General features: G+C 44.3%; 9 protein-coding genes. 4 read left to right on the top strand and 5 right to left on the bottom strand.

The genetic code is table 11. From position 1 onward, the window contains the following. Positions 1–146: 146 nt before the first annotated feature. Entirely contained in the window at positions 147–662 is a 516-nt protein-coding gene (nrdG, locus tag JI65_RS11315) for an anaerobic ribonucleoside-triphosphate reductase activating protein (RefSeq protein WP_191016607.1), read from the bottom strand. Between the two features lie 59 nt (positions 663–721). Continuing rightward, a complete protein-coding gene (nrdD, locus tag JI65_RS11310) occupies positions 722–2,884 on the bottom strand; it encodes an anaerobic ribonucleoside-triphosphate reductase (protein ID WP_191016605.1) in 2,163 nt (720 codons plus the stop codon). 604 nt (positions 2,885–3,488) lie between these two features. Here nrdD and dnaX point away from each other — a divergent pair. The 3 genes from dnaX to recR are packed head-to-tail and all read left to right on the top strand — an operon-like array spanning position 3,489 to position 6,363. Continuing rightward, positions 3,489–5,474 (top strand): DNA polymerase III subunit gamma/tau, encoded by a 1,986-nt coding sequence (gene dnaX, locus JI65_RS11305; RefSeq protein WP_191016602.1) that lies wholly within the window; start codon positions 3,489–3,491, stop codon positions 5,472–5,474. After that, positions 5,461–5,760 (top strand): YbaB/EbfC family nucleoid-associated protein, encoded by a 300-nt coding sequence (locus tag JI65_RS11300; protein ID WP_242457225.1) that lies wholly within the window; start codon positions 5,461–5,463, stop codon positions 5,758–5,760. Before dnaX ends, JI65_RS11300 begins: the two co-directional genes overlap by 14 nt. Positions 5,761–5,775: 15 nt before the next feature. After that, positions 5,776–6,363: a recombination mediator RecR gene (gene recR / locus JI65_RS11295; protein ID WP_191016600.1), complete on the top strand. Its 588-nt coding sequence runs from the start codon at positions 5,776–5,778 to the stop codon at positions 6,361–6,363. Positions 6,364–6,527: 164 nt separating this feature from the next. Here recR and JI65_RS11290 read toward each other — a convergent pair whose 3' ends face one another. Then, positions 6,528–7,388 carry a flagellin N-terminal helical domain-containing protein gene (locus JI65_RS11290; RefSeq protein WP_191016597.1) on the bottom strand — a complete coding sequence of 287 codons (861 nt, stop codon included), beginning with the start codon at positions 7,386–7,388 and terminating at the stop codon, positions 6,528–6,530. A gap of 459 nt (positions 7,389–7,847) precedes the next feature. Further along, positions 7,848–9,209, bottom strand: coding sequence for a PFL family protein (locus JI65_RS11285; RefSeq protein ID WP_191016594.1), 1,362 nt, complete (start codon positions 9,207–9,209; stop codon positions 7,848–7,850). A gap of 408 nt (positions 9,210–9,617) precedes the next feature. Between JI65_RS11285 and JI65_RS11280 the strand changes: the two genes are divergently transcribed. Further along, a complete protein-coding gene (locus JI65_RS11280; protein ID WP_191016592.1) occupies positions 9,618–10,259 on the top strand; it encodes an RHS repeat domain-containing protein in 642 nt (213 codons plus the stop codon). A gap of 615 nt (positions 10,260–10,874) precedes the next feature. Here the strand turns inward: JI65_RS11280 and JI65_RS11275 are convergent. Next, positions 10,875–12,779, bottom strand: a complete 1,905-nt coding sequence (locus JI65_RS11275) for a fructose-1,6-bisphosphatase (RefSeq protein ID WP_191016589.1) — start codon at positions 12,777–12,779, stop codon at positions 10,875–10,877. Positions 12,780–13,219 lie beyond the last annotated feature (440 nt).

Raw genomic sequence — 13,219 nt, 5'->3', positions numbered from 1 at the left:
TCAACGTTTCCTAAAACTCGCGCTTTGGTGGGAACTCTTGCTAGTAAAACACGGTAAAAATCCACTCCGGCGTACGCTCCGTCGGGGCGGATTTTTACACAAGTTTTTTCCGTTAAGGAAACCTGTAAAGTAAAATTCTAAGAGAATTAATTTATTTCACTTAACTGCCATTCGCCGTTTTTCTTCTGCCAAATACGCTGATTTTCGGAGCCTCTAAAATTTAGGGCAATATTTCGTTTGGAAATCACAAAAGGGCCGTCCACCAAGTAATCAAGGCAATCCAACATTCTTTTTGTATTTTCAGTATGCTTTCGGCCATTTTCGGGCAACAAGTCTTTGTCCAAAACGTAGCCAGACCAACACCAAATATCTTTTTGCGGGTAAGTTGATTTTACACGCTCCAAGAACGGGGCAAGAACAGCCTGATTTTCTTCTTCAAAAGGCTCTCCGCCCAAAACGCTAAGCCCTGTAACGTGAGCAGGCGCAAGAGAAGCAAGAATATCTTCCTCAACATCTTTTGTAAAAGGCTTTCCGTAATTAAAATCCCACGTGCAGGCATTAAAACACCCCTCGCAGTGATTTCGGCAACCAGAAACGAAAAGAGAAATTCTTATTCCAAGCCCATTCGCAACATCAAGTTTTTTTATTTCTGCATAATTCATAGAAAAGCAACCGTCCGTTAAAAAAAATCGTCATGCCGATTTCAGCATGACGTTCAGTGCTAGAGGTGAAGAACCCTCTCTTTTATTTCTTGCGTGCGCCCCTGATTCCAGTATTGCGTTCCGATGTATCCGCAAGTGCGTCTTGCAACGTTCATCGTCGTTTGATCTCGGTTACCGCAATTAGGGCACTCCCAAACGAGCTTATTCTCTTCGTCGGTAATCACCCTAATCTCGCCCGTGTAACCGCATTTTTGGCAACAATCTGATTTTGTGTTAAGCTCCGCATACATAATGTTGTCGTAAATGTGCTTTAGAAGCAGCATTACAGCAGGAATATTGTTCTCCATGTTCGGAACCTCAACGTAACTTACCGCACCGCCCGGACTCAATTCCTGGAACTGACTCTCGAACGTGAGCTTAGTGAACGCATCGACAGGCTCGGTAACATGAATGTGGTAGCTGTTGGTAATGTAATTTTTATCTGTAACGCCCTCAATCTCGCCAAAACGTTTTTTAAGGCATTTTGCAAACTTGTAAGTCGTTGATTCAAGCGGAGTTCCGTACAAAGAGAACGCAATGTTGCTCTGAGCACGCCACTCGGCACACTTGTCATTCATGTGCTGCATGATTTTGAGCGCAAAAGGAGTCGCCTCAGGGTCTGTGTGAGGTTTTCCGGTCATGTAGCGCACAGCTTCGCAAAGTCCTGCGTAGCCGAGTGAAATCGTTGAATATCCGCCAAAAAGCAGTTTGTTGATTGTCTCGCCCTTCTTCAATCGTGCAAGTGCACCGTTCTGCCACAAAATCGGGGCAACGTCGCTCGGAGTGTTCAAAAGTCGCTCGTGACGGCGCATAAGTGCCCTGTGACAAAGTTCAAGACGGTCATCAAAAAGTTCCCAGAATGAATCCATGTCTCCGCCAGAAGAACATGCAACGTCAACAAGATTAATTGTAACAACGCCCTGATTGAATCTTCCGTAGAATTTTGGCTTTCCGTTTTCATCTTTGTAAACCGTAAGGAATGAGCGGCAACCCATGCAAGGATAGCAATTACCCTCTTTGAGCTCCTTCATTTTTTTCTCAGAAATATAATCCGGAACCAAACGGCGGGCCGTACATTTTGCGGCAAGCTCCGTCAAATAATAATATTTTGAACCAGGCTCAACATTGTCTTCTTCAAGAACGTAAATGAGCTTAGGGAAAGCCGGAGTTACCCAGAATCCGGCTTCGTTCTTAACGCCCTGATAACGCTGCTTCAAAACTTCTTCGATAATCATCGCAAGGTCAGATTTTTCCTGCTCAGTTCGAGCTTCGTTCAAGTACATAAAAACCGTTACGAACGGACTCTGACCATTCGTAGTCATAAGAGTTACAACCTGATACTGAATCGTCTGAACACCGCGGGTAATTTCGTCCTTCAAACGAAGCTCCACGATTTCTGAAAGCTGCTCATCCGTGTATTTTACGCCAGTCGTCTCTTGAATTTTCAGCATCTCCCGGCGAATTTTCTGGCGCGAAATGTCAACGAAAGGTGCGAGGTGCGTGAGCGAAATTGACTGACCGCCATACTGGCTAGAAGCAACCTGAGCGATAATCTGAGTGGCAATGTTGCAGGCCGTAGAGAATGAATGAGGCTTGTCGATTTTTGTGCCAGAAATTACCGTGCCGTTCTGAAGCATATCATCAAGATTTACAAGGTCGCAATTGTGCATGTGCTGCGCAAAATAATCCGCGTCATGAAAGTGAATGATTCCTTCCTCGTGAGCCTGAACAATGTCCTCGTCAAGCAAAAATCTCTTCGTAATATCCTTGGAAACCTCACCAGCCATGTAGTCGCGCTGAACAGAAACAACGGTAGAATTCTTATTTGAATTTTCCTGCTTAACTTCCTCGTTCTGGCATTCCAAAAGCGAAAGAATCTGACTGTCGGTAGAATTTGCCTTTCGCATAAGCTGATGCTGATATCGGTAAGTGATGTATTTTTTTGCGATTTCAAACGCACCAGCTTTCATAATTTCATTTTCAACAATATCCTGAATTGCCTCAACGTTCATTTCGTGATTTTCAGCAAGACATTTTTTTTCAACTGCATTAGCAATAGCATTCACCTGCCCTTCCGTAAGTTGCTCAGAAAGTGGAACTTCTTTATTTGCCTTTGAAATAGCAGTGATAATTTTTTGATTGTCAAAAATTACTTCCTCGCCGTTTCGCTTGATTATCTTCATGCCGCACCCCTCGATTTTTTTTATATATTTGTAAGTTTTTACTCGCCAAAACTGTTTCGAAGCTTATTTTTCTGAAAATTTTTATCGGAAAAGTAAACAAAATACTTGACATAAAATTTACAAATATTGTGTTTTTTAGGTAATTTCTATTCAAAACTACCACATATATAGCGTTTTTATATGTGAGATAATATATAGCGTGAATTTTTTATTGTCAATTGGAAAACCTGTGGATAACCTGTGCAAAAGCTGTTGATTCAAAAAGTCGTCTGTTTTGTCTAATCAAGTGCTTTTATGCAAATTTTAAGAATTTTTTTCCAATTTTTTTTTGAAAAAACCGACATGCTGTTGGTAGCAAAGACGAATAAAAAAATGCTCCCGACCGTTAGCGACCGAAGGAAGTTGGATACTACTTACGGTCAACTATCATTTTTTAGGCGGTGTGGCGGACGACAGCACGGATTTTTGCAAAATATTCTACCTCTAATTTGTGCAACCGTATTACAAATCAAAACTTTACCCAGGCAAGTTCATAACGAGGCCCCCCTGCAACCTAGCGCGATTCATGTGACATTCTTAGAAATATTTGATATTCTGTAAATCTATGGCTTATGAAGTAACCGCCACTCGCAGACGCCCGCAGGCATTCGACGCGCTTGCCGGTCAGGAATTTGTGGCAGAAACATTAAAGAACTCAATTCAGTCGGGAAAAATTGCCCACGCATATTTGTTTAGCGGACCTCGTGGCTGCGGAAAAACTTCCACCGCACGAATCCTCGCAAAAGCACTTAACTGCACGCACGGACCAACCGCAACACCATGCGGAAAATGCCAGCAATGCATCGAAATCACAAAAGGTGCGAGCACAGACGTAATCGAAATCGACGGTGCGTCAAACACCTCGGTAAACGACGTTCGACAAATCAAGGACGAAGTGCTCTTTCCGCCGCAAGCTTCAAAATACAAGATTTACATCATCGATGAAGTCCACATGCTTTCAACTTCAGCATTCAACGCGCTCCTAAAAACGATTGAGGAGCCGCCGCCGTACGTTATTTTTATTTTTGCGACGACAGAACTTCAAAAAGTTCCCGCAACCATAAAATCTCGTTGCCAGCAGTTCAATTTTAGGCTCGTCCCGATTGAAACTGTAAAAAATCTCCTTGCCGACGCATCAAAAGAAATCGGCATTCAGGCAGACGACGAAGCACTCTATTGGATTGCCCGCGAATCAACCGGCTCTGTGCGCGACGCTTACACGCTTTTTGACCAAGTTGCGGCATTCAGCGACAATCACATCACTTACGATAAAATCCGCGACAAGCTCGGTCTTGTTGGCGTAGACAGTCTTAACGCGCTTTTTGAAGACTGCGTTAGCGGAAACGCACAGGAAGCGATTTTAAAACTTGACACTTTCCTTCAAAACGGAATTTCTATAGAACAATTCATCTCGAACAGTACGGACTATCTGCGTTCGCTTCTTCTCATAAAATCAGGAATCACAAAAGAAGCTCTGCTCGGTCAGTCTAGCGACAGATTCTCTCAAAAAGTGCTTGAAACATGGAATTCAGTAAAGATTGAGCGAGGACTTTCGATTCTTTTGCAGCTTTACAGGGATATCCGATATTCGCTAAGCCCACGCTACGAAATGGAACTTGCAATTTCAAGACTTTCGTGGCTCACGGAATACGTTTCCCCAACGGAAGTAAAACGCGCGGTGGATCAGGCAAAGGCCTTGCTCTTGCAATCAGGAGCGACTCCGGCACAGCCGCAGGTAAGCGTTCAGCCCCCTGCGCAAATAGTTCAGAGCCAGGCTCCGCAAGTCCCGCAGCCAGCGAACAGTGATTTTGCACAATTCCGCAGTCAGCCGGCGCAAAGTTCGCCAGCTCCACAAACAGCTCAGAAACTTCCGGTATTCAGCGCACTTGCGGCACAGCAAAATGCACCGGAACCACCAAGCGAATCTTTTAGTTTTGGCGGCGCTGTTCCGCCTCAACAAACAGCGGATTTCGACAGTCTTCCGCCGCCGCCAGAACCAACTCCAACGACGGCAGATTTTTCTGTTGAGCCGCCGCAAAGTCAGGAGCCAGCCGCAGAAAAACGACCGTTCGCCCCGGCCAAAGATTACTCAAACCTTCGGGACGAAGCTTTAAAGGAACTTCGCGTAAAAGAACCGATGCTTGCAACGTCGCTCATGGAAACTGGCAAATGGACTCGGCAAGGCGAAAATATCATTGCAGAAATCGACAAGCCTTTTTTGCAGAAACAAATCGAAATGCACAAAAAGCTGATTTCTGATTTTTTGAGTGAATTCTGTGGCGAAAAACTCTTTTTTGGATGCGTCCTAAAAAAAATCGATGAGCAAAAAATCGTCAGGGATATTCCAAAAGAAATCAACGATTTGTGCATGATGTTCAAAGGCTCCGTTGACAGCATAATTCCTAAAAGCGAGGAAGACAAAGCCCACGAGCAAAGCGGAGAAGAAAAAGACAAGAATCAAAACGAAGAAAATGATGGTGATGAAGAGACTTCACAAGACCAGTCATTTGATAATTTTATAGCGGAGGATGATGAAGATGAATCCATTTGAAATGGTTAAAAATCTCAAAAACATTGAGAGCCAGATGAAAACGATGAAAGAGGAACTTGCAAACCTTGAAGTTACAGGCTCGGCCGGTGGAAACATGGTTCAGGTAACACTGAACGGACAGTTTGAAATCAAAGCCGTAAAAATCGACCCGATTGCCGTAGACCCACGTGACGTTCCGATGTTGCAGGATTTAATCGTAGCGGCTCACCACGACGCTCTCGACAAGGTTCAGGAGCAGATTAAGGCAAAGGCAGGCCCGATGCTCGGCGGATTTCCGGGACTCTAGGATTTTGGATTCCAAATGAACGCAATTGAAGAACTTACCGAGTCTTTCGCGCGGCTCCCAGGAATCGGGAAAAAGTCTGCCGGAAGGCTCGTAAACCACATTCTAAAAGCCGATAAAGCCTGGAACGAGCGTTTTGCCAACCAAATCGCCACGTTGCAGGACAAAATTCACGAGTGTTCTGTTTGCGGTGCGTGGACAGAAACCGACCCGTGCAAAATCTGCTCGAATCCGACCCGTGACCGTTCCGTAATCTGCGTGGTAGAGCAGCCGCAGGACGTTGCCACAATCGAAAATTCGCATGAATTCAGCGGACTTTTCCACGTTTTGGGAGGTCTTATAGCCCCGCTCGAAGGCGTTGGTCCGGATCAGCTCCGAATATCCCAGCTTTTGAACCGATTAAAATCAGGCGAAGTAAAAGAAGTGATTATAGCTACAAATCCAACCGTGGAAGGCGACACGACGGCTCTTTACCTGCAGAAGATGATTTCTCTCATGGACGTTTCGGTAACAAGGCTTGCAAGCGGTCTTCCGGTCGGCGGCGACCTCGAATATGCCGACAAATTAACTTTAGCCCGCTCATTCCGCGGCCGAACAAAACTTTAAAATTCAAAAACGTAAAAAAATGATGCTGAGCGAAAGCAGTATCTGACTTCCTTCGCTCGCAAATGCAAAGAAAAAAAATAAAAACCCCCGAAGACTTTAAGTTTCGGGGGTTTTGCGTTTTCACGCCACTTTAAGCAACTCCACGCTTTCGCGCGGAAAAGTTACTATCGGAGGAGTGACATAACGTTCTGGCTGCTCTGGTTTGCCTGAGCGAGCATAGCCTGAGAAGCCTGAGCGAGAACCTGGTTCTTTGTGTTCTCAACAACAGTCTTAGCCATATCTGTATCACGGATGCGTGATTCAGCAGCCTGGAGGTTCTCAGCACCTACGTTCAAGCCGGCAACTGTTTTCTCAAGTCTGTTCTGGTATCCACCGAGGTCAGCACGCTGTTTGTTGATCTTTTTGAGTGCCTCGTCGAGAGTACCGATAGCGCGGTTAGCTGAATCTGGTGATTCGAGAGAAAGAATCTCTTCTGATCCAACTGAGCGGAGTCCGAGAGCTGATGCAGTCATTGTTCCGATGAAAGCCTGAACTCTCTGGTCCATGTTAGCACCTACGTGGAACCACATAGAAGCAGTAACTGTATTCTCACCTGTTGACTGAGCGAAGCGTCCTGTCAACATGTTCATTCCGTTGAACTGAGCCTGTGAAGCGATGCGGTCAACTTCAGCAACAAGCTGAGATACTTCAACCTGAATCTGCATTCTGTCTTCGTCTGTGTAAATACCGTTAGATGACTGAACTGCAAGTTCGCGAATGCGCTGTACGATGTCAGTTGTTTCCTGGAGGTATCCTTCTGTAGTCTGGATGAAAGAAATTGCATTCTGAGCGTTCTCAGAAGCCTTGTTCATACCACGGATCTGTGCTCTCATTTTCTCAGAAACTGCGAGTCCTGAAGCATCATCGCCTGCGCGGTTGATTTTCTCTCCAGAAGCAAGTTTCTCTGTGCTCTTTGACTGGTTAACTTCGTTAACTCCACCCTGACGCTGTGCAAACATTGCACTCATATTGTGATTGATAACCATACAATATCTCCTTGTAAGATTTTGGTTGAAATTTCAGCAGGCTAAAGCCCGTTTTGCTGTAGCTTAATGCCCTACATTATAAATTTCGATTTATAAAAAAAAACTTAAGCGGAATTTGCTTTTTTTTTAAGAAAATTCACAACTTTATTTTCGGGCAAAGTGAATTCTAAATTTAGTAAATTTATTACAAGAAAATTTAGTATTTTATAAAAAAATTTAGTAAATTTCTGGGAAGTCTTACAAAATGTATGGTAGATATGAATTTTGAATTCTGAATTTTGGCAAACTGCGAACCGTTGCGGTGAGCACAAAGCACACTCAAAAATCGCGGCTCCGCTTGCCGCCGCAATTTTTGAACACCTGCAAGTGCCCCCACTAGAGCACCAGTTTTCCGAAGGAAAACTGGTGGCACGTGGCAAAGCTCACCAGAACCCTAAAAGTTCAACTTCGCCGCTTCACTTAGTTCCTAAAGCTGTGTATTGGAGCCGGGATTCTTCCGCCACGATTTATAAAATCAGCACAGCCGAATTTACTTACGTTCATTACAGGACAGCCTCCGAGCAATCCGCCGAATTCAACCCAGTCGCCAGGCTTTTTGCCAGGAGCCGGAATCAAACGAACTGCGGTGGTTTTTGCGTTGACCATGCCGATTGCAAATTCATCAGCCATAATTCCGCTGATTGTAGTTGCAGGAGTGTCTCCAGGAATTGCAATCATGTCCAAACCGACTGAGCAAACGGTTGTCATCGCCTCAAGTTTTTCGAGGCAGATTGAGCCTTGTTTTACGGCGTTTATCATGCCCTCGTCTTCAGAAACCGGAATGAATGCGCCAGAAAGTCCGCCAACGTTGGTGCTTGCCATTACGCCGCCTTTTTTTACCATGTCGGTGAGCATTGCGAGAGCCGCAGTTGTTCCAGGAGCTCCTGCACCTTCAAGACCAATTTCTTCGAGGATTCGTGCAACCGAGTCGCCAACGGCAGGAGTTGGAGCCAAAGAAAGGTCAAGGATTCCAAAATCAACTCCAAGACGATGAGCCGCTTCAGAGCCTACGAGCTGGCCCAGACGCGTGATTTTAAATGCCATCTTTTTGATTCCTTCAGCAAGCTCATTTATTGGCCGGCCTTTGTATTCCCGTGCGGCGGCAAGAATTACGCCAGGACCTGAAACGCCAACGTTAATCACCGCGTCGCCTTCGCCAGGTCCGTGGAACGCACCCGCCATAAACGGATTGTCTTCAGGAGCGTTGCAGAAAACAACGAGTTTTGAGCAACCGTTAACCGCGCAGTCTTTTGAAGCTTCGGCAGTCTTTGCGATTGTTTCACCCATGAGTTTTACCGCGTCCATGTTGATTCCTGATTTTGTTGAGCCAACGTTAACGCTGGAACAAACGAAATCTGTCGTTGCAAGGGCCTCTGGAATTGATTCAATCAAAATGCGGTCAGCAGGCGTGATTCCTTTTTGAACAAGCGCACTGAATCCGCCGATAAAATTGATTCCGAGCTCACGCGCGCATTTGTCGAGAGTCTTGCAGTAAGAAACGTAAGATTTTTCCGAACTAGCGCCTGCCACAAGAGCAATCGGCGTTACAGAAACACGTTTGTTGATAATCGGGACTCCGAGCTCTTTTTCTATATCTTGACCAACCCGAACAAGGTTACCTGCCTTTCGCATAATTTTGTCGTAAATCTTCTGGTTGGCTTTTTTGTAATCTGAATCCGCACAATCGAGCAGCGAAATTCCCATTGTGATGCAGCGAACATCGAGTTTTTGCCGCAAGAACATGTTTACAGTTTCCTGAATTTCGTTAGGTGAAAAAATCATGGTATCTTCCTAAGTTTTGAGATTTTTTATGATTTTATTCCAAATACGAAAAAATGAAAATTGAAACTTGAAAAATGAAAACGGAAAAATTGAACTGGAAAATTCGACACGGATGAACACAGATGAACGGAGATGGGACACAGATAAATTCTGTGGTGGTTGAGCGGAGTCGAAACCACCCCGTAAGCGCAATGGAAGATGAAAAGCTGACTGGAAAGCTTCGACACGGATGAACACGGATGAACAGAGATGGGACACAGATTTATGGAAAACCCGGTTACTGAGCGGAGTCGAAGGCATAGATTCCGAAATGAATTCGGAATGACAAGCTTTTTCTTCGGGGTGACAGAGGTTCAAAATTAATATAAATTTGCTAATGCAAAAATTTGGATTTTAGAGGATTTTACAATGAAAAAAATAATAGCCGCAACAATACTCGGTTTGCTGAGTGCATTTGTATTTGGGCAAACTTTGGGCGAAAAAGCCTTAAAAAAAGTTACCGTAAACAGTGAAAAGGATTCAAAACGTCTGAGAGCTATTGCTATCACAGAATATGACAGCATGGGAAATAAGATTCACCACAAAGACATCGACGGATATGAAGAGTGGCATGAATACAACAGCAATGGGAAACTGATTCATTCAAAAGACAGTAATGGCAGAGAATACTGGTATGAATACGACAGCAATGGCAACATGATTCATTATAAAAGCACCATTGGCATCGAAGAGTGGAATGAATACGACACTAAGGGAAACAAGATTCATTCCAAAAACTACAACGGTACTGAAACATGGTATGAATACGACAACAACGGGAAGCTGATTCATTCAAAATTCAATGATGGCAAAGAGCAGTGGAATGAATACGACAGCAACGGAAACAAGATTCATGTCAAAACCAGCATTGGCGATGAACAGTGGTTTGTATACGACAACAGGGGTAACATAATTCATTCCAAAGCCCTCGGATACAATGAATCGTGGTATAAATACCTGTTCTGGGACAACGGCAAAGTAAAAACAAAAATCATGTATCATAAATTTTAAGCAGAGCCGTTTGTTTGCAAATGTATTTTTGTGAAAGTGGGCAAAGTGGTAAAATATATTTTGTATTTTCTGGCTTTTGCGATTTTGGGGCAAATACAAAATATATTTTTGCGAAAACGAGCGAAGTCGGCAAAATATATTTTATATTTCCTTGCTTTTGCGATTTTGTATTTAGTGGAATTCCGAAAAAGAAGCAAAATATACGGTATATTTTTTAGTTGAAAGTGGAAAGTTGTCACACGGATTCGATTTTGATAACGCAAAATCAGGGGGCGGGTGGGAAAGCTGGTTTTAGATTTTTGACGCAGATGAACACGGATGAACAGAGATGAGACACAGATTTATGGAAAACCCGGTTGCTGAGCGAAGTCGAAGGCATAGATTCCGAAATGAATTCGGAATGACAGGCTTTTACAGAGGTCAAACTACCGTTTTCCAATTTTCACTTTTCTCTTTCTCCTATTTAAAGAGATTGCGTTAGCAATCTCGAATCCGTGTGACATTCCTAAAAAGACCCCGAAACAAGTTCGGGGTGACAATCCTTGTGCGTACCCGTGTCATGCTGAACTTGATTCAGCATCCGCGGTTGCTGAGCGAAGCCGAAGCACAATTCCCTTACGCATTTCGCATCAACTCGCCGCTGCGGTAGGCTTTTAGGAGGGCTTCAAGCTCCGCGATTTGCTCTTTTAGCTCGGCTCCTCGGTCGGTGTCGGCAACGTAATGGCGCGCCGGGAATTTTTCCACCTGAATCGTGTCGCTCACAATGTCGCTGTCGGTGGCAATAACTTGCTCGCAGCTCGTGAATTTTTCGTGAACCACAAGACGCATTCCGTAGGAATTTATGACCAGCGTATAGCCGGCAATTCCGGTTTTTTCGTGGTAAGCGGCTGCAAATCCGCCGTCAATAATCAAAAGCTTTCCGCCGCACTTAATCGGTGAGTCGCCTTTTTTTACTTCTTGAGGCACGTGACCGTTTATGATGTGGGCAGTTTTTGTGTCAAGGGAGAATTCTTTAAGAATCGAATCAACGATAGTCTCGTCTTCAAGTTCGTCGTAGTAATGATTCTTATGCTCGTGGCTTGCAGCTTTGTCTTCAACGAACATATTCTCAAAACACGCCATTTTGTCCTTGCCAAAAAGCGGAGACTTTGGACCAGTCCACAAATACCAAAGAATATTCTCGCCCATTTCCTTTTCTTTTGAGCCGGCCCTGGAAAAATAACCGCGTCTCGCCCACAACTCAAGCTCATCGTACAGCGCGCGCCCCGCAAATTCTTTTCCGAAAATCTTCACCTTTAGGAATTTTCCCTCGCCGTCCAGCGGCATACAACCATGATACAAAAGATTTCCGTTGAAGATTTTGTAAAGATTTCCTTTTTGATACAAAAATTTAACGTGCCGCTGAAGTTTTTCGCAATGGGTGAACGAATAATACAGACGGTTCATCACGTTGATTTCTTCATCGGTGAGTTCGCAAGGATTCTTTGGATTCAACGTCGGAAGGTCGGTTTTAAAATCCTTGATTTTTAGAGACCAAGTTTTTCCGTCGATTAAAATCGTTTTTTTGTCAAAGTCAATTTTGTCCAGAATCAATCGGTTCTGCATCTCAAATTCAGGGTTCTCACGAATCAATTTGTCTTCAATTTTGAACTGAATCACGCTAATCGCCCTGTGAATGGCTTCACGGTCCATTTTTCCGTAGTTCTTCATGCAGAATGTTACGAGCGGCGTAAGGTTGATTCCGTAGCCTTCTTCAAGAACGTCAAGATTATTGTAGCGGGCGCAAAGTCGTACAACATTCGCGATGCAAACCTTACTTCCGGCTGCGGCTCCCATCCAAACCACGTCGTGATTTCCCCACTGAATGTCGAGGGAATGATAATTCAGCAAGGAGTCAAGAATCAGATGAGGGCCAGGTCCGCGGTCAAAAATGTCGCCAATAATATGAAGATGATCGATTACGAGCTGCTGAATCATGTTGCAGAGTGCTTCGATTAGGCTTTCAGCCGCCCCGATTCGGATTACGGTCTGAATTATGCTGTTGTAGTAAGCCTGCTTGTCCTTTACTTCTTCTTTTTCGGTTATAAGTTCTTCAATAACGTAGGCAAACCCCTCCGGCATGGCTTTGCGAACTTTTGAGCGGGTGTATTTTGAAGAAACGCGGCAGAGCATGGCAACGAGTCTGTGCAGTGTAACGGTGTACCAATCGTCCATATCTTCCTCGTTCTGCCGGACAATTTCGAGTTTTTCTTTTGGATAATAAATCAGCGTGGCAAGGGACCGTTTTACCGACTGGGTAATCGTGTTCCCAAAAACTTCATCGATTTTTGTGCGGATAGAGCCTGAGCCGTTCCGAAGAACGTGACTGAACTGCTGATTTTCGCCGTGAATGTCGGTCAAAAAGTGCTCGGTTCCTTTCGGAAGGCTCAGAATTGCCTGAAGGTTGACTATTTCGGTTATTACGGACTGTTCCGTAGGATATTGTCGTGCAAGTATGTTCAAATATTTTTTGTTTTCCATACCTGCAATTCTACCACAGTCCGTAACGATACAGAAATGAATTTCCAGGGTTTCCGCATTGTAAACAAATTTACAGGTGTAAAAAAATAAGAGTCATGCTGAACTCGGCTCAACATCCATATTTATAGATTCCAAAATAAATACGGAATGACCATTTTTTGTCACCTCAAACAAATTCGAAATGACAATTTTTGCCACCTCGAGCAAAGCCGGAATGACCATTTTTGTCACCTCGAGCGTAGTCGAGAGGTCTACAATCTACAGATTCCTCTAGATGTCTCGACTTCGCTCGACATGACAAAGTTATACACTTGGCATGGCAGAATTATGCACTCGGCATAGCAGAGTTGTACACTCGGCATGGCGGCACTGTGCTCACCCCATAACAGAAAAGTCGGAATGACTATTTTTTGTCACCTCAAACAACTTCGAAATGACCG

Origin of the sequence: Treponema zioleckii (assembly GCF_014737315.1) — a bacterium.
GTDB lineage: Bacteria > Spirochaetota > Spirochaetia > Treponematales > Treponemataceae > Treponema_D > Treponema_D zioleckii.
Note: the sequence above shows the minus strand (reverse complement) of the source record. Positions and strands in the feature narration are given on the sequence as shown.

Bases quoted from the DNA above. Each gene is read 5' to 3' on its own strand.
- JI65_RS11285 (WP_191016594.1), bottom strand. From the start codon at position 9,209: ATGATTTTTTCACCTAACGAAATTCAGGAAACTGTAAACATGTTCTTG.
- JI65_RS11275 (WP_191016589.1), bottom strand. From the start codon at position 12,779: ATGGAAAACAAAAAATATTTGAACATACTTGCACGACAATATCCTACG.
- nrdD (WP_191016605.1), bottom strand. From the start codon at position 2,884: ATGAAGATAATCAAGCGAAACGGCGAGGAAGTAATTTTTGACAATCAA.
- nrdG (WP_191016607.1), bottom strand. From the start codon at position 662: ATGAATTATGCAGAAATAAAAAAACTTGATGTTGCGAATGGGCTTGGA.
- recR (WP_191016600.1), top strand. From the start codon at position 5,776: ATGAACGCAATTGAAGAACTTACCGAGTCTTTCGCGCGGCTCCCAGGA.
- dnaX (WP_191016602.1), top strand. From the start codon at position 3,489: ATGGCTTATGAAGTAACCGCCACTCGCAGACGCCCGCAGGCATTCGAC.
- JI65_RS11300 (WP_242457225.1), top strand. From the start codon at position 5,461: ATGAATCCATTTGAAATGGTTAAAAATCTCAAAAACATTGAGAGCCAG.
- JI65_RS11280 (WP_191016592.1), top strand. From the start codon at position 9,618: ATGAAAAAAATAATAGCCGCAACAATACTCGGTTTGCTGAGTGCATTT.
- JI65_RS11290 (WP_191016597.1), bottom strand. From the start codon at position 7,388: ATGGTTATCAATCACAATATGAGTGCAATGTTTGCACAGCGTCAGGGT.